We start from the raw sequence: 22423 nt of genomic DNA, 5'->3' as shown, positions 1-22423 counted from the left end.
GTAGGGGGTTTAAGGTTGTGGTTTAGTGATCTAAAGTGAATTTTACAGATGATAAGGTTATATAATGAGCTTGGGGTTAATGAGTGTTAATGTTGAGGACCTAAAGAACTTCATAAGGGAAAACAAGTATATAAATCACTTTGGAGTGATAAACTAGAGGATACCTTCTAGAAACCTTCATTCAAAAGGGTTTTTAGAAGGTTTTTTCATTTCAGGATGGGAGGAAATTATTTTTTATTCGTCATAAGTAAATTGTTTTCCCTTTAACATTTGTTGTAATAATATCTGAAAAGCAGGAGATTAAATATAGATGGACTGCTTTGTGTTTTTCAAGATAGAGATTGTCTATGGGTTTTTTACGCAAAATACTTCCTCCAAAAGAATGGCAGCCTGTGGTCGCTGTACTCATGGGAGCTATTGTTGCTTTGGGATTATATACGGCTAAGGTGGCGAATGTGACGTCCTATCTTTCGGATGATCCAAGAACATGTATTAATTGCCATGTGATGACCACAGAGTATATTACCTGGCAGCACAGTTCTCATAGGGGAGTGGCTACTTGTAATGATTGTCATGTACCTCATGATAATGTGTTTAAGAAATATGCTTTTAAAGCAAAGGATGGACTGTATCATGCTACGATTTATACATTAAGGGCAGAGCCACAAGCGATTATTATGCATGAGGCAGGACAGGAAGCTGTACAAAACAATTGTATTCGTTGTCATAAAGAGCAGGTAACTGATGCCAAGAGCGTGTCTTGGGTTGATTCACACTTAAGTGATCGCTTGGATAGAACCTGTTGGGAATGTCATAGGGAAACGCCCCATGGTAGGGTGAAAAGCCTTACCGCAGTAGGCTATCATGTGGAACCTCTTCCCATCAAGGAACAACAAGAACTTTTCGTACCTGAATGGCTGGAAAAAGCCACTGAATCCAAAAAGCCAACACCATGAGTCAGAAGAAAAACTGGTTGCTGTTTGCAGCCACGGTCGTTGTCGTGTTGTTGTTGAGTCTTCTTCTCAATAACATTATCAACAGGAAAGCTGAAAGTCAGTTTGCTTATCAGCCCCAAGTGAATATTGATGAACATGAATCCCGGAATGAGGTTTGGGGAGAGAATTTTCCAAGGCAATACCAGTCATTTATGCGAACCAGGGATACTTCCTTTGTCAGTTACCTGAACGGTTCTGCCATGCGTGATGCCTTGGAGGAAGATCCTAATTTGATTGTACTTTGGGCAGGCTATGGTTTCTCCAAAGATTATAATCAACCTAGAGGGCATGCTTATGCCGTAACGGATATCTATAACACCCTACGTACAGGAGGACCAACTGGCCCGGGAACAGGTCCCATGCCTAGTACTTGTTGGACGTGTAAGAGCCCGGATGTACCTCGTTTGATGAATGAAATAGGAATTCAGGAGTTTTATACGGGTAAGTGGGCAGATATAGGGGCTGAGATTACCAACCCTATTGGTTGTGCTGATTGTCATAATCCCAAAACCATGTCTTTGCAAATTTCCCGTCCAGCCTTGAAAGAAGCCTTTGAGGCAATGGGAAAAGATATTAATGATGCTACCCATCAGGAGATGCGTACCTTGGTTTGTGCACAGTGTCATGTGGAGTATTACTTTAATAAAAAGGCTCCTGGGGGAGGTTCTCAATACTTAACGTTCCCTTGGAAAAATGGTACGAGGGTAGAAGACATGGAAGCTTACTATGATAGTATGAACTTCTCAGATTGGACGCATGCTATCAGTAAAACACCTATGCTGAAAGCGCAGCATCCAGGCTATGAGTTATTTATGACGGGAGTACATGCTGCTAGAGGAGTTTCCTGCGCCGATTGTCATATGCCTTACAAGGCAGAAGGTGGTCAGAAATTTACGGATCATCAGATTCGCTCTCCATTGGCCAATGTGGCTAATTCTTGCCAGGTGTGTCATAGACAAGAAAAAGATGACTTGATTGAGGATGTTTATCAAAGACAACGACGCATTAAGAGCACACAGAACGAATTGGAACAGTTACTGGTAAGAGCACATGTAGAAGCAGGAAAAGCGTGGGAGTTAGGAGCAACAGAGGAGCAAATGAAACCTATTCTGCAAGATATACGACATGCGCAGTGGCGATGGGATTACTCGGTAGCTTCTCATGGTGGATCGTTCCACTCTCCAGTAGAGGTGAGTAGAATTGTATCGACAGCCACAAGAATAGCACAGGAGGCTCGTATCAAGTTAGCGAGGTTATTGTCCAAGCTTGGACATAAAGGAGAAGTGCCATTTCCAGATATTTCTACGAAAGAGAAGGCTCAAAAGTATGTGGGGTTGGATATGCAAAAGTTAGAGAAGGAGAAAGAAGTGTTCAAAGAGAATATTATTCCTAAATGGTTAGAGGAGGCTAAGAAAAGAGAGTCACAGCGAGATGTTGAGAAAGTCTCCATGAAGTAACAGACGTTTAGTAGAATTGTTCCTCTAGCATATTCGCAGACAAAGGAACAATTCTACTTAATGTATTATTGTACCCTAATTGAATATACCCGATCAATGAGTAACAAACCTAAAAATAAAGTATGGGGACTGATCGTATCCAATAAACTCACATTGGTGGCCTTATTGGTTTTTGCCGTGTCGATGGCCTATGCCACCTTTTTAGAAAATGATTTTGGCACCCCATATGCTCGCAACGTAGTCTATAATACCTGGTGGTTTGAAGGCGTAATGCTAATACTGGGTATTAATTTCTTTGCCAATATTTTCAGATATAAACTCTATCGAAAAGAAAAGTGGAGTATACTTACTTTTCACCTTGCCTTTATTGTGATGATTATAGGAGCTGGAATTACTCGCTATTTTGGGCAGGAAGGTTTGATCCGAATCAGGGAAGGGCAAAGTTCCAATGTGATGATAGCCCAGGATAGAGGGTTGTTTATCCATACTCAGTCTGAGGAAGGCACGAAGGTATTAGAAGTACCATTACATTACGTTCAGGAACAAAATCTTGATAAAACAATTGACCTTGGTCTTACCCAAAGGTCGTTGAGTATTCATCTGGACCGTTTTGTGCCCGATGCTGTGCAAGGAGTAGAGGAGGGAAGTAAAGAAGACCAAGTAATAGAACTTGTCGCCGTAGCAGAGGGCAATCGAAAGAGTTTTTTCCTGGAAAATAAAGGAGTTGTCTACATTAATGGGTATGCGTTTACCTTGAATAACCCTAGGGAGAATGCGGTGAACCTCAATCAAAAAGGAGAAGCATATTTTATAGAATCACCAAAGGATTTTGAATATATGGTGATGGCTACTCAGCAACAAGGAAGGCTATTACATACTCAGGAAGATACCTTACAGTTGAGGGCCTTGTACCGTTCGGGAGACTTGAGTTTTGTAGTCAAAGAGGTATATGAAGGAAAAAAACTAGGCTATCAGTCTACTGAGGACAAGGAGTTGAAGAAAGAAGCAGCAGACCTGCTTTTCTTGACCATTAGTGATGGGGATCAGTTCCGAAAAATTATTCTCCCAGCAGTTGATGGGGTAATGAGTAGACCCCAGCAAATCAAGGTAGGAGATCAGTCATTACAAATAGCTTATGGCCCTAGATTGGAACTGTTGCCTTTTGATTTATACTTATCGGACTTTCAACTACAGAGATATCCAGGGTCTGTAAGTCCGTCTTCTTATGCCAGTGAGTTGATTGTCAAAGACCCTGAGGAAGGAGAGTTTCCTGTTAGGATCTCAATGAATAATGTACTGGACCATAAGGGATATCGATTTTTTCAGGCATCCTATGATCTGGATGAGCTGGGAACGGTACTTTCTGTCAATCAAGATTATTGGGGTACACGAGTGACCTATGTGGGCTATTTTCTAATGATGCTGGGAATGTTATTTAGCTTTTTTGGAAAGGGTTCCCGATTTGTTGCGGTGAGTCGTCAATTGAAAAAGCTACAATATGCACCCATCATTGTGCTCTTAGTATTACCTATCACACTAAAAGCAGCATCTCCTGCAGAAACGTCTCTTCTTATTGTAGATCGACAACATGCAGAAGTATTTGGACAGTTATTGGTCCAGGATATGGATGGACGAATCAAGCCAATCAATACCTTGGCTTCTGAGTTATTGAGAAAGCTGACCCGTAAAACCTCTTATACCTTGCCTGCCTCCGGAGAAACATTGAACGCTGATCAGGTATTTCTTTCCATTAATCAAGCGCCGGTTTTATGGGAGTCTATAGAGGTGATCAAAATAGACCTGCAAAAAGGGCAACCTATTTTCGAGGCCTTGAATATTGAACCAAAATCATTATTGGCATTCACAGATTTACTTGATGAACAAGGGAATTATCGTCTAGTGGAATTAGTGGGCCGTGCACAGCAGAAAAAGCCTGCCGAGCGTTCTGAGCAAGATAATGAGTTGATAAAGGTAGATGAGCGCTTCAATATTCTCTATCAGGCCCTTTCTGGGAACTACCTGAAGATATTTCCATTACCGGATGATCCTTCGGATACATGGTTTAATGCGGCAGGGAGTACGGGGTTCAAGCAAGAAGACGCGGTATTTGTACGGAATATCCTCCCTGTTTATTATCAGGATATTGCTAAGGCGCAGCGAACAGGAGACTGGACGGTGGCTAATAGTAAATTGACATACCTAAAGACATTTCAGGAAGTGATGGGGGAGAAGTTGATCCCTGACCCTAATAGATTGAAGGCAGAATTATTATATAATCAGCTGAATATATATAACAGACTATTTCCTGTGTACTGGCTTTTAGGAATCACATTATTAGTATTGGCGATACTGAAACGCTTTTATTTTGGAAAGTGGTTGAAATGGGTTTTTCGTTTGGCTTTGCTAGGGGTATGGCTTGGGTTTATAGCGCAAACAGTCAATATGGGGTTGCGATGGTATGCAGGAGGTTATCCTCCGTGGAGCAACGGTTATGAGATGCTGATACTGGTATCATGGGCCTTATTGCTTTTCGGCTTTCTATTTCAAAGAAGAAGTGACTTTATCATTCCAGTAGTAGCCTTGTTTACCGGAACCTTGTTATTTGTTTCTTATTTGGATTGGCTTAATCCGGAAATTACCTCTCTGGTGCCAGTATTGAAATCGTATTGGTTAAAGATCCATGTAGCGATCATTGTCAGTAGCTATGCGCCTTTGGCATTATCGGCCCTTCTAGGGGCTTTGTGCCTGATTTTTATGATTGTTCAGGATGATCGTTTTCGTAAGAGCATTCTTGAGTTGTCGATGATTAGTGAGTTATCCATGACAATTGGATTGTATATGTTGGCCACAGGAACATTTCTGGGAGGAGTTTGGGCCAATGAGTCTTGGGGAAGATATTGGGGGTGGGACCCTAAGGAAACTTGGGCTTTGATTTCCATAATGGTATACGCGATAGTATTACATATGAGGCTAATTCCGTCTTTGAGAAGTTTATATGCGTTCAATCTTGCCAGTGTACTTGCCTTCTCTTCCATTGTGATGACCTCATTTGGGGTGAATTATTACCTTTCAGGACTGCATTCCTATGCGGCAGGGGATCCTTTGCCTATTCCAGATTTTGTATGGGTAACGATTGGAGTCGTAGCTATGATAGCGGTGGGAGCATATTATAGAGAGGGAAAAGGAAAAAAGTATCCGTATCAAAAGAAGTAGTGTTGATGAATCCTTTTTCTGAATCATCAAAACATGAATCAAAAGGAACCAACTAGCTGCTTAAAGCACTTTTATGATAGTAATAATATTTAAATCTGTTAACAGGTTATTCATTATGAGATATCAGAAGATTACGCTATTACTTCTTAGTTTTTTACTCACACAATATCTTTCTGCCCAAACCTTTACTATGGGAAAAAAGTGTAAGGAGAAGTTAGAACAGGCACGTATGTCCTTAGAAAGTAAAGACTATTCAGGAGCGTTAGAAGTATTGGAAGATTTCTCAGGAGATTGTAAAACAAAAGATGCTAAAGAACAGGGTGCTATCGCTAAGGCTGAAGCCTATAATGGTTTAAAACAATATGATCAAGCGGTAGAAGAAGCGGATAAGGCATTGAAAGCGACCAAAGACAGAAGTCTTGGAGGCCATTTTCAAAAGGCGATAGCATTGGAAGGGGTAGGAGATGCTGAAGGAGCAAAGTCCTCCTTGAATAAAGTAATTGAGTTAACAGAGGAGAATCAGAACACTACAGAAAAGGCTTCCAATTATGCGTTGATGGCAGCCCTTTATGACCGACAATTGGGAGAGCGTGATTCGGCCTTCATGTATTTGGAGAAAGCGATGGAGTTAGATGCAAATAATCCCAATTTCTATATTCAGAAAGGTGATATGTATGTGTATAGTGATGAGTACGATAAGGCTTTTACTGAAGGGTATGATAAAGCGGTAGCCATGGGGAAGGAAGATTTAGAAATGTACATTATCCGGAGTAATGCCCGCTTGAAGATGCTGCAGCATAAGTATGGTACCACAGAGGCAAGGGAGTTGAAGCAAAAAATGACAGAGGAAGAAAAGCAGTTAACCTGTACTGATTTGCAAAAGGCTTTAAGTATGGGTTGGGAGGCTATGGATAAAGATCTTTTTGCAACGATGATTTGTAAATAACTTTCCATGTTAATGAATTCGATTTAATGATTCAACCAAAATAGATATGAAAAACATATTAGCTATAGGTTTAGCCATAACGCTATGTTTAGGATGTAAATCCTGGAATAATCAGCAAAAAGGAACAGCCATAGGTGCGGCCAGTGGAGCAGCTATAGGTGCTGCGGTATCTAAAGGAAGTGCTTGGGGAATTATTGCAGGAGCAGCGATTGGAGGTACTGCGGGAAATCTGATTGGTAAGGAAATGGATAAGCAGGCCAAGGAGCTAAAGCAAGCCGTTCCTACCGCAGAGGTAGAGCGTGTAGATGAAGGAATTAATATGACTTTTGATGCTGGCTTGACTTTCAAGATTAACTCGGCAGAAATTAGCGAGGCTTATAAAGCAGAGTTAAAGGATGTGGCAGAAGTTTTAAAGAAATATGAGGATACGAATATTCTACTTGAGGGACATACTGATGACTCAGGACCAGAGGATTTTAACATGGAATTGTCCAAAAAGAGAGCATTAGCAGTTTCTCAGTATCTACAAAGTCAAGGGGTCGCAGGGGCTCGTTTGTCAGAGAAATGGTATGGAGAAACACAGCCTAAATATCCTAATGATGAAGCGAATCGGGAAAAGAATAGAAGAGTGGAAATGGCTATTTATGCCAATGATGAAATGAAGCAAAAAGCCAAGAACGGCAAGTTGTAATGAAATGTATGGGGAGAACTTATGTAATGTTCTCCCATTTAGATTTATTGTCAGTTTTTATACACTTCTGCCTGAGTGTGTTGCATAAATTATAAGTATGGTTCCAATTGTTCGTACTTATTAACCCACAACTCATGCAACCACTACAAATATTACCAACAGAGGGAGAAACATTACAGGTATTAGGTAATACCCTCAAGGCACATGTATCACCTGGTCATTGGACATCTTTTGAGGAGAAGTGGAAGGTGCTGAAATCTCAGGAGAGAGATTCTATGTTTTACCGTATATTCTCTACGCTTCCTAAGATGTTAGAGAATGGGGATGAGCAAATTGCCATTCCAACCTTTAGTTGGGTCAATAATTGGACCCTGTTGGAGCTAGCAAGAGTGTATTTTTTGGTGCGCTATCAGGCAATCCACACGGATAGGAGCGACACGATTATCCGTATGCTTTTTGATACGGCCGATGAGAAAGAGTTTGTCGCTTTGTATAAAGCATTGCCTTTTTTACCCAATCCATCACGTTATGTGTATAAAGCCGTCGAAGGACTAAGAACCAATATGACGACTGTGTTTGATGCTGTTGCGTTGGAGAACCCTTACCCTGTTTTGTTTTTTGAAGATCATCAATGGAATCAGATGATCCTGAAAGCTATTTTCATGGAGCGTCCCATGTATAAAATCTATGGAGTAGATCAACGACACAATTTCACTTTGTTTGAAATGTTGAGGGATTATGTCATGGAACGCTGGAGTGCGGCTCGAAATGTAACACCAGAACTTTGGCGATTTACAGTGCCTTATCTTAGAAAAAAACATCTTCCTCTTCTCAAAGGCTTACTGGATAAGGAAGGCTTTGATGAGTTAGCTGCTTACATTATTAGTGCTCAGACAAAAGTGAGAGGCTTGAAAGATTTACGTCCTAAGCAGATTCGTTCATTTCAGATGAACTGGGATCAGCTGGGAGAAACATACCATAAAGCGAAACCCAAACGAAAAGGCTATCAGCAAACAGGTAGCGGCTATACTGAAATAGATATACGCTAAGGAACTTGGGGTACCTGCTTATATAAACCAGCTTATTTTTATTTAACCTACTAAAACCATTGACCTATGAATAAGATAGAGAACCTACCTTTAATTGATCCACATATCCATATGATTTCCAGAACTACAGACGATTACGAGCGAATGGCTAAAGCCGGAATCGTAGCGGTGATTGAACCCTCATTCTGGTTAGGACAACCACGTACATCTGTAGGATCATTTAAAGATTACTATAACACCTTAATTGGTTGGGAGCGGTTCCGAGCAAGTCAGTTTGGGATCAAGCATTATTGTACGATAGGATTAAACTCCAAAGAAGCGAACAATGAAGAGTTGGCAGAAGAGGTGATGGAGTTACTTCCTCGCTATATTTATAAAGAGGGGGTTGTTGGAATTGGAGAAATCGGCTATGATGATCAAACTCCTGCAGAAGATAAGTACTTTCGTATGCAGTTGGATCTTGCTAAGGAAGCAGGTTTGCCAGTACAAGTGCATACGCCACATCGAGACAAAACCAGAGGCACACATACAAGTATGCAAGTGTGTTTAGAGCATAATCTAGACCCTGGGTTGGTCGTAATTGATCACAATAATGAAGAGACGGTACAAGAAGTGTTGGATAAAGGCTTCTGGGCTGCATTTACAATTTATCCGCGTACCAAAATGGGGAATGAGCGTATGGTGGAAGTTGTACGTAAGTTTGGTTCAGACCGCATTATCGTAGATAGCTCGGCAGATTGGGGAGTCAGTGACCCCATGGCAGTACCTAAAACCGCGGCTTTAATGTTGGAAAGAGGTATTCCGATGGAGGATGTTCGTAAAGTATGTTATGAAAATGCCATAGCTGCTTATGGACAGAGTGGACAATTTAACCCTCAGGATTGGGAAAACAGGTCAGCGATTGATCAACGCACATTATATCAGGAAAATAGTGTGTTGAGAGGGCAAGCTCCTAAAGTAGAAATTGAAAACCCTTCCGTGTGATGAAACAGTTAAAGGCTTATTTGCTTTTGATGAGGCCCGCCAATATTGTTACCTCGGTAGCGGATATATTGGCGGGGTATTGGATTGCTGAGAGTCTTTATGGAGGAGGGCAAGAGCATTGGACCACTTTTTTCTATTTGATTCTATCGACGATAGGATTGTATGGAGGTGGAATTGTCTTGAATGATGTATTGGACGCTGATCTTGATCGTATTGAGCGCCCTGAGCGTCCCATTCCTAGTGGCAAGGTGAAGCGCGAGCATGCAATGTTATTGGCATTTACGCTTATGGCTTTTGGAGTGATGACGGCATTTTCGGCTAGTATGGTATCAGGACTATTAGCAATGATGATTGTTGTTTCCGCTTCAGCTTATAATGCATGGGCTAAGCATCATCAATGGTGGGGGCCTCTTTTGATGGGGACTTGTAGGGCTTTGAATTTATGGCTTGGCATGAGTGCACTTATTATTTCCTTTGAGTGGCCTGTATTGTTGCCATTGATGAGTTTAGCGTACATTGGAGCAGTGACGATGCTCAGTCAAAGTGAGGTATATGTGGATAAGCAGGGAGGTGCTATTCGAAAAGCAATCCTTGTATTTGCGATCATCTTCCTCAATTTACTATTTATGCCTTTCTTCACTTCTTTTAGCTTAGTGAAAGCATCTCCCTTTATTGTGTTGCTGACTTATGTATTAGGGTTACCGTTGATTGGTGCGTTTGTTGAACCAGTGCCTATGAACTTTCGAAAGGCAGTAAAGATGGGGATTATGGGATTAATGGTATATGATGCTGCTTTGGTCGCAGGGTTTTCCTCTATGACACATGCTTTAATCATAATAGCACTTTTACCGGTAGTATACCTTTTAGGGAAGTACTTTTCTATTACTTAGAGTTCGTCAGAACTATATCTTTTACAATGAAATTCTTCTGATTTCAAATAAGCACTTACTCACGAGATCGAAATATAAAACTTTATAACCCATGATGATCATTCAACAACAATTTGATGTAAGGTTTGATTACCCAGTTATCTTTACCAACGATTTATTTTCCATATCCAATAAGTTACTCTGTCAACTATTTGAAAGCCTACAAAAAGATCAACCGGCAAAGGTCTTTTTTGTGGTAGATACAGGAGTGGCGGAGGCTCATCCCCAGTTAGAGCAAAGAATTATGGATTATTGTGATCAGTATGATGATCATATGGAATTGCTTGCACCAATATTATTATTGGAAGGTGGAGAAGGTGTGAAGAATTCCTTATCACCCCTGAAAACGGTGTTATCAGCAATTAATGATTACGCTATCGATAAACATGCTTACGTAATTGCCATTGGTGGCGGAGCAGTTCTTGATGCAGTGGGGTTTGCTGCAGCTGTAGCACATCGAGGAGTGCGTCATATCCGTATTCCTACAACTGTATTGTCCCAAGATGATTCAGGTGTAGGGGTGAAGAATGGGATTAATGCTTTTGGCAAAAAGAACTTTCTAGGAGCCTTTGCACCTCCTCAAGCAGTAATTAATGATACATTGTTCCTAAAGACCTTGTGTGATCGGGATTGGTTTGGAGGTGTGTCAGAGGCTGTAAAAGTAGCCTTGATCAAGGATAGAGAGTTCTTTGAGCAAATTGAGAAAGAAGCTCCAGCATTGGTTAATCGAGATTTGGGAGCTATGGGACGAGTGGTATATCGATGCGCAGAGTTGCATTCGGAGCATATCGGTGGGAGTGGAGATCCATTCGAAAAAGGAACTTCTAGACCTTTGGATTTTGGCCATTGGGCAGCGCATAAGTTAGAGCAAATGACGAATTATCAGTTGCGACATGGTGAAGCTGTAGCCATAGGGATCGCTTTGGATGTCACTTACTCTTACCTTACAGAACGATTATCAGAGCAGGAGTGGGAACGAATTATGGGAGTGTTGCAGGTATTGCAATTACCGATTTATCATAAAGCCTTGGAAGAGAAGTTGGTGGAGGATGATTTCCCTTTGGTATTGGAAGGGTTACAGGAATTTCAGGAGCATTTGGGAGGGGAGTTGACAATTATGTTACTGGAGCAGATCGGAAGGGGAGTAGAAGTGCACTGTATGGATACACCTTTATTAATTAAGGCGATCAATAGATTGAGAGAATATGCAGAAAAGGAATTAGCTGAAAAATATTAATTAACTCATTATTATGAAGATAAAAGAGAAAGGGCATTTGTCTTACTGTACGAATATTCATGCGGCAGAAACTTGGGAAGAGACTTTTGAGGCCCTTCAAAAATATATTCCAAAAGTAAAGCAAGAGTGTGCTCCTGATAAGTCTTTTGGAATAGGACTTAGACTTTCAGCTAAAGCAGCAGCCACTTTGTTAAATGATGATCATCTGCAAGTATTTAAAACCTGGATGCTAGCACAGGATGTATACGTTTACACGATTAATGGTTTTCCTTATGGTCAATTCCATCAGACTATTGTCAAGGACAAGGTATATGCCCCTGATTGGACTACGGAAGATAGGTTGGCGTATACCTTACAGTTAGTGGATATTTTGTTAGCACTTTTACCAGAAGAAGTTGAAGAGGGTAGTATTTCTACTTGTCCGATTGCATATCGATATAACTATCCAGAACAACAGGCGCTGACTCAAGCAAAAGAGAATGCTGCGATACATTTCTTGCGTGTGGCAGAGTATTGCCATCAAGCCTATAAGGCAACAGGAAAGAAGATACATATTGATATTGAACCGGAACCAGATGGTATACTGGAAAACACTTCCGAAATCATTCACTTCTTCAATGAGTATTTGCTTCCTAAGGCTTCTGTTGCCTTTCGCCCATGGGTAAAAGACTATATTCGTGTTTGTTATGATGTCTGTCATTTTGCATTAGTCTTTGAAGAGCCAGAAAAAGTACTGACTTTATTGGAGATGGAGGAGATTAAGGTGGGGAAAATACAATTAAGTGCAGCACTTGGGGCAGTTATTAGAAGGCAGGAAGAGTTCTCTAGTGTATTGGATCAGCTCAGAGCATATCGTGAGGATACGTATTTACATCAGGTGAGGGTACAAGGGCCTACCGGAAAAGTATTGGCATTTAAAGATCTTCCTGAAGTATTGACAGAAGAGCGGAGTGTCATGCCTATACCACAGGAGTGGAGAATTCATTATCACGTCCCCTTATTTTTTGAAAATAAAGGATTGCTTCAATCCACTCAGCAAGAGGTAATAACAGTATTACAATTATGGTTAGAGGAACCATTCTGCTCTCATTTAGAGGTGGAGACTTATACTTGGAGTGTTTTGCCAGATGATATGAAAATATCCTTGGAAACTTCAATAGCGAAAGAAATCCAATGGGTATTGGAACATGTAGAACTGCAGAAAATAGATAGTTATGAATAGAACTGCCGTATTGAATGTCGTAGGGCTTTCATCTAATCTTTTAGCCATGATGCCTTTTTTATCCCAATGGCTGGATAATAATAAGTATGCAAAAGTGCAACCGGCATTTCCTGCTGTTACCACCACAGCTCAATATACTTACTTAACCGGATGTGCTCCAAAAGAGCATGGCATCGTAGGAAATGGTTGGTATTTCCGTGAGGAATGTGAAGTGAAGTTTTGGAGACAGTCAGCAAACCTTGTACAACAAACTACGTTGTGGGAACGCTTGAAGGAAGAGGACCCTTCTTTTACCTGTGCCAATATGTTTTGGTGGTATAATATGTACTCTTCAGCAGATTTTTCTGTAACACCTCGTCCGATATATACAGCGGATGGAAGAAAGATCCCAGATGTATACGCCAATCCTTTATCACTTAGGGATCGATTACAGAAAAAACTAGGAAGATTTCCTCTTTTTGAGTTTTGGGGGCCTAATACCTCGATTAATTCTAGTCAATGGATCGCAAAAGCGGCTATGCTGGTGGATGAGTGGCATGCGCCAACTTTGAATCTTATTTATCTTCCTCATTTAGATTATTGTTTACAAAAATATGGGCATGATTATCAGAAAATTGCTCAAGACTTGAAAGAGCTGGATGAGTTACTGCACTCGTTGATTACTTATTTTGAAAGCCTATCGGTAGAGGTTGTAGTGCTGTCAGAGTATGGAATTACGAATGTAGATACCACTATAGCCTTAAATAGATTACTTAGAACACACGGGTTTATTACGGTAAAAGAGGAGTTGGGAAAAGAGTTACTAGACCCGGGTGCAAGTAGGGCTTTTGCGGTAGCAGATCACCAAGTGGCACATGTTTATGTCAAAGATGCTAAGGATATCCCAATAGTTAGGGAGTTGCTGAAAGCACAAGAAGGGATTGCAGAAGTGCTGGATGCTGATGGGAAAAAGAGTTTAGGCGTTGATCATGATAGAGCAGGGGAGTTGATTGCTATAGCTAAAGAAAATGTTTGGTTTACGTATTACTATTGGTTGAATGATGCAAAAGCGCCCGATTTTGCGCCAACGGTAGATATACACCGTAAGCCTGGGTATGATCCGGCAGAATTGTTTATTGACCCAGAAATCAAGTATCCTAAGGCGAAAGTAATAGGGAAATTATTGCTAAAGAAAATGGGTTTTAGAACCTTGTTGGATGTAATCCCTTTGGAAGGAAGCTTTGTTAAGGGGTCTCATGGAGTACGTCCTCAGTCTAAGGATTATTGGCCTATTTATGCTTCCTCTAATCTCGAGACCGAAGAAGTGGCTGCATCAGATGTTTATCACTTATTGTATAAGACCATTTATCCTAATTAGCCATTAATAGGATATGTACCATGCTATCTAGAACCGTAACGTGAGTTGCGGTTCTTTTTTTTCATCGGTATAGCTGAGGTTACTTAAGGATATGCCAGTCAATCGGATTTGGAAATCATCTTCCTTGAACTCAGCGAGCATTTCTGTTGTCATGCTTTTTATTTCTTCCAGTGAGGGTATAACCTCTAAAGAGGTCTTGCTACGAGTAATTTGATGAAAATCGCTATACTTAATTTTTAGGGTTAGGGTTTTTGCTTGTTGTTGTCTTTTCTGGAAGCGCTCCCAAAGTTGTTCTCCCATTTGAAATAACTTCTCTTGTAAGGTAATAAAGTCTGTAATGTCTTCTGAAAAGGTTCTTTCCATTCCGAAAGATTTTCGTTCTCGCTGAGGAGTAACCATTCTATGATCGATACCTCTTACAATATTGTAGTAGTAGTGCCCGGACTTTCCGAACATATGCAGGAGGTCTGATTTTGGCCACATTTTTAGCTCTTTTCCCCTAAAAATACCTAGACGTTTCATTTTTTCTGCAGTAACTTTTCCTATCCCGTAAAACTTATCAATAGGCAGGGTTTCCAGAAAAGACATAGCTTCTTCCGGCAAAATAACGGACAATCCATCGGGCTTGTCTAAATCAGAGGCAGTCTTGGCAAGAAACTTATTGTAAGAGACTCCCGCAGAAGCGGTGAGTTGTAATTGAGATTGGATTTTTGAACGAATATTACGTGCAATGGCAATAGCGGACTTCATATGCTTTTTATTTTCAGTCACATCCAGATAGGCTTCATCTAAAGATAAAGGCTCTACTAGGTCTGTATACTCAAAGAAAATAGCACGTATCTGTCGAGATACTTCAGCGTATACCTCATATCGTCCTTTGGTAAAGATCAAATCAGGACAAAGTCGTTTGGCTACTACAGAGGACATGGCAGAGTGTACGCCATATTTTCGGGCTTCGTAGCTAGCTGCAGCCACTACACCCCTGTCAGAGGAGCCTCCAACAGCAATAGGTTTATTTCTAAGAGCAGGATTATCCCTCTGTTCTACAGAAGCATAAAATGCATCCATATCAATATGTATGATCTTTCGTAAATTTTCCAACTTCTTAAAAACAATTGAAGAACAGGATTATTTTTTTAACTTGAAATTGTTAGATAAGTACAAAGATACAATCTATTCCACTATATTTCATTTAATTTGTTATTAAAATAAACATTGCTTATTAAATATCACTTATGTGTTTATAAAGCAAACAATCATAAGATATAGTAATATGCTTCAACACTTTTTACGATTACTCTTACTTACTTTGTTATTAGGGAGCTGTACAAAAGCATCATCCGTAAAGGATTATTTTTCGTATCAGGGAGGGAGTAATAAATTTTCTGATCGAAATTTACAGAAAATACATTCCCATAAGGATCGTAGGGAAACAGATTCTTTATTTTATTATTTGACTCATCCAAAGAGCTTGTACCGTAAAGAAGCGGTACATGCATTAGCTTCTATACAAGATGTTAAAGCGGAGGAGTCTTTGTTTGAGATTTTGAGAAAAGACCCTGATCCAGAAGTTAGAAAAGCTGCTGCATTTGCTATTGGGCAGATGGGAAGAGTCCCAACGGAACGTCAACTGATTGTCATGATACCTAAGCTTGAGGAGTATCCAGAGGTACAAAAAGAGGTATTGGAGGCAATAGGGAAGTGTGCTTCTAGTATAGGAGAGGATTTTTTGGTGCGTTATGCTTCAGCAGGAAATACTCAACTGGATTATGGCCGAATGAGGGGCTTATACCGTGCTGCTTTGAGGGGGTTGATGTCTGAAGGAGGGGTAAACTGGGCTATACGTTACTTAAAAGAAGAGGTACCTTACGATTTAAAGCTAATGTCGGCCTATTATTTGGGAAGAGTAAAAGCTAAGGCGTGGTTACAAAATAAAGAGACACAATTGATACGCCTTTATCTACAAGAAACAGAAGACGTAATCAAGTCCAATATCATCACTTCGATGGCGAGCCTTTTGCCGAATCAAAAAGTATCTGACTTTTTGTTGAGTCAACTAAAATCAGGGCATTTGTCAGATGAGTTACTAATTGCTTGTATCAGAGCTCTAGAGGTGTATAAGGAGGAGAGTTACCTTGAAGAAATGCTTTCACTCTTAAAAGGCCAAAACCCAAATGTGGAAGTAGTAGCAGCAGAATATTTTCAGGGAAGAATCGATTCTAGTCAGCTAGAGTCATTCTTAGGATATGCTAAATCAATTACTAATGCCAGGGCCAAAGCACTATACTTAAGGGCATTATTGACGACAGATCCATCCAATACGCAGGTGAATGATTACCTATTGGCAATTTATCAAGAGAGCAACAATATTTATGAGCAAGGGATGTATCTCAGGGCGATGGCTGCCTCTTCCTTGAATTATGAATTGATCGTTAAGGTCATTAAGGAAACGACTAACCCTATTATGCTATCAGCCTCTATGGAATCATTGGTGATGCTTGTAAATCATTCAACACAATATAAGCGTCTTTTGAAGAGACGTCCTGATGTAGAAAAAGAAGTTGCCATATTACTGAAAGAAGCGATAGAGAGCAGAGATATCGCTGCCGTTTATTTTGCTGCACGTGCGCTTAGAAATCCCAAACATAAGTATTACAAGCATTTGGAAAATACGGACTTTATTCGTCAAGTAATGGAAGCGCTTCAGTTGCCGAGAGATGTAGAGGCTTATCTGGAATTACAGAAGACATGGGCTTCTCTTAAGGGAGAACCTTTTCAGGCGCCTGTTAATGAGTATAAGCAGAATACAATTGATTGGCAGTACGTAGCAGAGATACCAAAACAACAGAGAGTAATCATTACAACTTCTAAGGGAGAAGTAGAAGTGACTTTATTGGTCGATGAAGCACCAGGTACTGTAGCGAACATTTGCCAATTGATAGAGGAACAGTTCTTTGATAATACGGTGTTTCATCGAGTAGTTCCTAACTTTGTTGTGCAAGGAGGCTGTAGTAGAGGAGATGGCTTTGGAAGTATGGATGAAACGACCCGTTCAGAGTTTACGGCCCATACGTTTGAAACAGGAACCGTAGGCTTGGCTTCTGTTGGTAAGGATGCAGAAAGTGCACAATGGTTTATCACGACAATGCCTGCTCCACATTTGGATGGTAGATACACCATGTTTGGACAGGTAAGTAAAGGGTTGGAAGTCGTTAGAATGCTGGAGATTGGAGATGTGATTTATGAGGTGAGATTAGCGGGCTTTTTATAGTCACAATATGTTGATGGGTGCCATGCAATGCTGATGATATATTGTTTAAAGTTAAAACAACTTCCTCAATTGATAACTGAGTTGTTAAAACCATTCATTAAACTTTATTACCTATTTAATTTCCATTTTTTTAATTTTTTAAGATTATATTGTAACATTTTAACGAATTAGAGAAGGTATTTTTTGGAACTACACAATAGTATATTGTCGTAGTGTAAACTAGATTGAGTCTAACTAATGGTACGGAAACTTCTACAAGAGTGTTTTAGAAATATGATTGTTCGGGTAGGGACAATGCTGTTGTTGTTTACGTCTTGTATTAGCGAGGGGCAGTTCAATGAGATTGAACCTTTTTCTATTTTGGTTGGTCAAAGTAGAGATTGGGAGGTGGCAGAGAGTCTTAAGCAACGCTTGCTGGAAGAGGGGGTGCCCGCTTATGTGATATGTGTCGATCAGCCTAAAGAAGGGAAGTGGTACAAAGTATTGACAGGCGCATTTGATAGCATTGATGAAGTATTGTACATCAAAAGAGAGTATACGGATCGTTTGGGGATTACGAGTTTGGAAGTCGCAAATTATAGTAAACAAACGGAACATGTGATTCCTTACGATGTAGATGTCTTGAGAGAGGAGAAAAAAAAGCAAATACAACTAGAGCAATCGTTGGAAGAGTTATGTCGACAGATACCAATGACTCCTTTTATGTCTTTGGAACACTTTACCTTGATTGTTCCTGGAGATGAAGAGCATTATCGTGAAATTCCTACGATGAAGCGTATGGATCTCCGTTTGCCGAGAGGGGTTCGGTTAAAAGATATAGCAGAGAGTGTCGATAAGATGTTGGTGGCGTCTATGAAAGACCGATTGACGGGACATTCTTATGATATTCATTTGTTCAAAGGAAATGAAAATGAGCTTAAGCTTAGTAAGATCATTATTCGTATCCTAAACTCGGGAAGCCACTCTTTTGAAAAGACAGAGAAATTTACAGTTAAAGGTAGTATTACATGGGATGGCTACCTGGTTGTGGTTTCTCCAAGACCTTATGAGTACAAACGATATCTTTTATTGGCGAATAAAAGGCATAATTACTATGCATTAATACAACATTCCTCTAGTGATATCAATAAAATGAAAGGGATTGTAAAGAAAATGGGAGGTTTGGAATCAATTTTGTCTCAAAAAGTGGTGACAGACTTTTTCAATATGGTTCCTTATCAGGGAGGAGGAACATTGATAGGTATAGATATCCGAAAGTTGAATAATGTGAAGGGGCGTTATGGAGCCTATTTTGATGGGCATTATCAAGGGATTGCTGTGATTGACCAGCAAGAAAAAGGAATATGGGAATCTAAGTTGACGAGGTTTAACGATGAGAAGTATGCACAGAAGATTTTTGAAAATCTGTATGATGTAGAGACCAAGCAACCAAAAGATAATGTTTATATCGGTGGAAAGGAGGCATTTATTACCTATTCCATGCGAAAAGGAGGGGATGAAAATACGTACCGCTTGAAGCCTAATGATCTTCAGTTCTACTCTAAATATATTTTTGGAGAGATCTCTAATAAAAGGAGAGCTTTATTAGAAAAAGAAGATATGATCAAGCAGTTGAAGAGTATGCCGATGTTTAATGATGTCAAGATTGAGACTATAACTCAATCGGTAGATTTGTAATCTGTTTTCTCCTAATATATATTTAAAAGCTCAATGCGTTTGCATTGAGCTTTTTTTTATAAGAGTACACGCTTGAGTAGTATCTTTAAAAGATACGCTAGGATTTATTTTTTCTTCTAGAATTACCTCCTCCTGAGGATCTTCTTGGTTTCTTCTTGAATGAAGAAGCTCTCTTTTTTCTAGGTGCATACTCTGGACCATCGCCAATATGTGCAGGGTTCTTGACCTTTCGAATTGTGGCTTCCAATAATTCTTCAATACGGAGAAATTTATCCTGGTCTGAAGTACTTATAAAAGTGATCGCTTCACCTTCTCGATTGGCACGAGCAGTACGCCCTATTCGGTGTACATAGTCCTCTGGATCATTTGGTACATCGTAATTAATCACTAGTTCAATGGTGTCGATGTCAATCCCTCTGGAAACTACATCTGTCGCCACTAGAATACGAGTGATACCCGCTCTGAATAGACGCAATACCTCTTCCCGCTCATCTTGCTGTAAGTCAGAACTAATCCCTTGTGCTTTTAGTCCCAATCCTTGAAGAGCCTTAGCGACTTCTTTTACGGCGGATTTTGTAGATGTAAAGATGATGGTACTTTCGATATCGTCATCCTGTAAGAGGTACTTGATCATCTCTACCTTTTGTTTTGGATAGAGTAGAAAAGCACCTTGAGTGATATTCTCGGCGGGCTTGGAGATTGCAATATTGATCTCTGTAGGAGATTTCAATAACTGATTTGCAAGCTTTTGGATTTTAGGAGGCATGGTTGCAGAGAATAGGATAGTCTGCTTGCTTTCCGGCAGAAAGCTAGAAATTTCCATAATATCCTCAAAGAATCCCATATCCAGCATGCGGTCAGCCTCATCCAAAACAAATTGTTTTAAGTGGCTTAGATTGATTCCTCCAGAGCGTAATTGGGAAATCAACTTTCCTGGAGTAGCAATCACAATATCAGCTCCTTGCTTTAATGCGTTACGCTGTTGGCTAAAGGAGTTACTGTCACCACCTCCATATACCGCAATAGAAGAGGTAGAGGTAAAGTAGGAAAATCCTTGTAATTGTTGGTCAATTTGTAATGCTAGTTCTCTTGTAGGAACAATAACAATCGTATGAATACCTCCTTCTTCCGCTTGAACAGCAATCTTGTGAAGAGTAGGGAGAATATAGGCTGCAGTTTTACCGGTACCTGTTTGGGCACAGGCAATCAGATCTTCGTCATTTAAAATAGCGGGAATAGCAAGCTCCTGAATGGGGGTTGCTTCGTCAAATCCCATGCTTTCTACAGCATCGATAAGTGCTTCGTCAAGATTTAGTTCACTGAATTTCAAAGTATGCCTATTTATCTGTCTGTGAAGTTTGTTATTAAACTTTATTTAGTTAATCAAAAATGCTCTTGATATAGGTTTGTCAATGCTTGAAGTAAAGCAATTGTGCGCTATACCTAAGTAAAGTAATGTCAAACCACAAGAACGTTTAAATAATTGTAAATTATAAATTATTCCGGAATTAACATAATATCAAAGTGAATGTTAGAGGTATATAAGAATCTACCATAGAAAAAAAACCTAGCACTCAAAGAGCGATAGGTTTCCAAATGAACAAACAATTTACCACTATCATTAAAATTCTTGATATCTACATGAGTATAATAGGTTGACTAAATGGATTATTAGGTTTAAGTAATATGTCTCTTATTTTGTTATCTCTAATTAAGGGCTTTGAGATGGAAGATACTTACAATGACTGTGAATGAGTTTTTTATTTTGTAAATAATAAATTTCACAGTGATATAACTTGGAGGTACTTGTAATTGCTTTAGTTTATTCTTTATTTTTTTTGTACTATTTTTATGGTATTCCATTGACAGGAATATTTACTAACCAATCAATATCATATATGAGACAAGCATACGAGAAATATACTTCCGAGGATATGGAAGTGTGGAACTTGCTATTTGAACGACAGATGGGACTTTTGCCAGGGTTGGCCGATGAGGCGTTTATGAAAGGCGTAAAGTGTATAGGCTTTCGTAAAGACCATATTCCAAACTTTGAGGAAATGAATAAGGTCCTACTCAGTGAAACGGGATGGCAGCTGGAAGTCGTTAAAGGGTTGATCGATAATCAATCATTCTTTGAGCTGCTGCAGAATAAGTTCTTCCCAGCATCTACTTGGTTTCGTAAACGTAGTGAACTAGACTATCTGGAAGAGCCTGATATGTTTCACGATGTTTTTGGACATGTTCCCTTATTGACCAATAAAGACTTTGTCAACTTTCTACAAGGATTAAGTACAATAGCGCTGAAACATATCGACAATGAATGGGTGATTGAGTTGATCTCTAGACTATATTGGTATACAGTGGAGTTTGGACTTATTGAAAATCCTGAAGGGTTGAGAATTTATGGGGCAGGGATATTATCTTCTAGAGGGGAGTCCGATTTTTCCCTTCATAGTGAGGAACCTAAACGAATTCCCTTTGATGTGGAAGCGATTATGAGAACTCCTTATATCAAGGATAAGTTTCAGCCTCATTACTTTGTAATAAATTCTTACAGACAATTGTACGATGCGGTACCAGAGGTAGAGGATGTGATCAATAAGGTGGTGCGGAAAGAACTGGACATACCTCATTGAACATAAGTTTATCGTTTATTGCTTATCGCTTAATTTGTGGTAATAACCGATAAGCAATAAACAATTACCGTTACTTAACAATGTTCTTCCACTCTTCTTCTTTTAGGTTATATGCCATATGAAGCTGCTCAAAAAGATCTTTATTGATTTGTTGATGGACCTTTTCCATGACTGCTTTTACCCCCACCAATAGCGTAAGTGTATCAATACCTTCCTTTTTTAGGATAAGAATGGGCTCCAGGTGCTGGTGTACCGTGCTTGGTAAAGTTTGTTGTTTGTAGGTATTCAATGCCTTGAGTATTCCTGCTTTTTGAGGTAGGGAAGAACGTTGAATATTTCGTTCAATTTTGGATAGAAATACCATCTCTATCTGTTGGGAGATCTCTTGTATACAGGCTTGTTGGGCTTTTTTCTTGGCGGACTGAAAATGTGTGTCATCACTTTCGCTATGAGCGACATACAGGGAATGACCTTGACGGTCTAAAGCCAGATAGAAATTTTCTACTTGCGTTTGTAGGGAAGGGTCTCCAGGAATATTTTGAAAGCCTTCTTTTTTATAAGATCTAGCCTCTGCTTTAGCCATTTTCTGTGTATTACCAGATAATTGGCTAAAGTTTTTTTTATGCTCTTGTCCAAAAGAGAAGCTTCCTCCCGAGTTCAAGAAAGTAATTAATATGATTATAAAAAGTCTATATTGCTTCACGATTCACCTATATTCTTTGACCAGTATTTCTATAGATTAGACCATCATTAAGT

At 39.8% G+C, this 22423-nt stretch carries 17 protein-coding genes; 14 read left to right on the top strand and 3 right to left on the bottom strand.

The features are described 5' to 3' along the window. The first annotated feature begins 347 nt into the window (after positions 1-347). From nrfH to ABD985_RS10815, 11 genes are all read left to right on the top strand, one after another. Positions 348-956 carry a cytochrome c nitrite reductase small subunit gene (nrfH, locus tag ABD985_RS10865; RefSeq protein WP_345371644.1) on the top strand — a complete coding sequence of 203 codons (609 nt, stop codon included), beginning with the start codon at positions 348-350 and terminating at the stop codon, positions 954-956. Further along, entirely contained in the window at positions 953-2452 is a 1500-nt protein-coding gene (gene nrfA / locus ABD985_RS10860; RefSeq protein ID WP_345371642.1) for an ammonia-forming cytochrome c nitrite reductase, read from the top strand. Before nrfH ends, nrfA begins: the two co-directional genes overlap by 4 nt. Before the next feature lie 96 nt (positions 2453-2548). Then, a complete protein-coding gene (locus ABD985_RS10855; RefSeq protein WP_345371640.1) occupies positions 2549-5665 on the top strand; it encodes a cytochrome c biogenesis protein in 3117 nt (1038 codons plus the stop codon). A gap of 115 nt (positions 5666-5780) precedes the next feature. Next, entirely contained in the window at positions 5781-6611 is an 831-nt protein-coding gene (locus ABD985_RS10850; RefSeq protein WP_345371638.1) for a tetratricopeptide repeat protein, read from the top strand. Between the two features lie 46 nt (positions 6612-6657). Continuing rightward, on the top strand, positions 6658-7302 hold the full coding sequence (locus ABD985_RS10845; protein ID WP_345371636.1) for a YiaD family glycine zipper/OmpA-like lipoprotein: 645 nt from the start codon (positions 6658-6660) through the stop codon (positions 7300-7302). Positions 7303-7436: 134 nt separating this feature from the next. Further along, positions 7437-8351, top strand: a complete 915-nt coding sequence (locus ABD985_RS10840) for an EboA domain-containing protein (protein WP_345371634.1) — start codon at positions 7437-7439, stop codon at positions 8349-8351. Positions 8352-8417: 66 nt separating this feature from the next. Further along, entirely contained in the window at positions 8418-9335 is a 918-nt protein-coding gene (locus ABD985_RS10835) for a TatD family hydrolase (protein WP_345371632.1), read from the top strand. Continuing rightward, a complete protein-coding gene (gene eboC / locus ABD985_RS10830; protein ID WP_345371630.1) occupies positions 9335-10225 on the top strand; it encodes a UbiA-like protein EboC in 891 nt (296 codons plus the stop codon). Before ABD985_RS10835 ends, eboC begins: the two co-directional genes overlap by 1 nt. A gap of 91 nt (positions 10226-10316) precedes the next feature. Then, positions 10317-11501 (top strand): 3-dehydroquinate synthase, encoded by a 1185-nt coding sequence (locus ABD985_RS10825; RefSeq protein WP_345371629.1) that lies wholly within the window; start codon positions 10317-10319, stop codon positions 11499-11501. Between the two features lie 13 nt (positions 11502-11514). Next, complete coding sequence (eboE, locus tag ABD985_RS10820; RefSeq protein ID WP_345371628.1) at positions 11515-12723, top strand: metabolite traffic protein EboE; 1209 nt, start codon at positions 11515-11517, stop codon at positions 12721-12723. Continuing rightward, positions 12716-14080, top strand: a complete 1365-nt coding sequence (locus ABD985_RS10815) for an alkaline phosphatase family protein (protein WP_345371626.1) — start codon at positions 12716-12718, stop codon at positions 14078-14080. Before eboE ends, ABD985_RS10815 begins: the two co-directional genes overlap by 8 nt. 27 nt (positions 14081-14107) lie before the next feature. Here the strand turns inward: ABD985_RS10815 and dinB are convergent, their stop codons facing one another. After that, positions 14108-15181, bottom strand: coding sequence for a DNA polymerase IV (gene dinB, locus ABD985_RS10810; protein WP_345371625.1), 1074 nt, complete (start codon positions 15179-15181; stop codon positions 14108-14110). A 172-nt stretch (positions 15182-15353) separates the two neighbouring features. On the opposite strand from dinB, the gene ABD985_RS10805 reads away from it, so the two are divergent. Next, entirely contained in the window at positions 15354-17351 is a 1998-nt protein-coding gene (locus tag ABD985_RS10805) for a peptidylprolyl isomerase (protein ID WP_345371623.1), read from the top strand. 237 nt (positions 17352-17588) lie between these two features. Continuing rightward, complete coding sequence (locus tag ABD985_RS10800) at positions 17589-19028, top strand: SPOR domain-containing protein (RefSeq protein WP_345371622.1); 1440 nt, start codon at positions 17589-17591, stop codon at positions 19026-19028. A 97-nt stretch (positions 19029-19125) separates the two neighbouring features. Here ABD985_RS10800 and ABD985_RS10795 read toward each other — a convergent pair whose 3' ends face one another. Continuing rightward, the gene (locus ABD985_RS10795; protein ID WP_345371620.1) at positions 19126-20358 is read right to left on the bottom strand and encodes a DEAD/DEAH box helicase; all 1233 of its coding nucleotides are present in this window, start codon (positions 20356-20358) and stop codon (positions 19126-19128) included. Positions 20359-20926: 568 nt separating this feature from the next. On the opposite strand from ABD985_RS10795, the gene ABD985_RS10790 reads away from it, so the two are divergent. After that, a complete protein-coding gene (locus ABD985_RS10790; protein WP_345371618.1) occupies positions 20927-21667 on the top strand; it encodes a phenylalanine 4-monooxygenase in 741 nt (246 codons plus the stop codon). A gap of 70 nt (positions 21668-21737) precedes the next feature. On the opposite strand, the gene ABD985_RS10785 is transcribed toward ABD985_RS10790, so the two are convergent. After that, positions 21738-22370 carry a hypothetical protein gene (locus tag ABD985_RS10785; protein ID WP_345371616.1) on the bottom strand — a complete coding sequence of 211 codons (633 nt, stop codon included), beginning with the start codon at positions 22368-22370 and terminating at the stop codon, positions 21738-21740. Positions 22371-22423: the final 53 nt, after the last annotated feature.

Source organism: Algivirga pacifica (genome assembly GCF_039543525.1).
GTDB classification, from domain to species: domain Bacteria; phylum Bacteroidota; class Bacteroidia; order Cytophagales; family Flammeovirgaceae; genus Algivirga; species Algivirga pacifica.
This window is presented reverse-complemented; position numbering and strand designations above follow the sequence as displayed.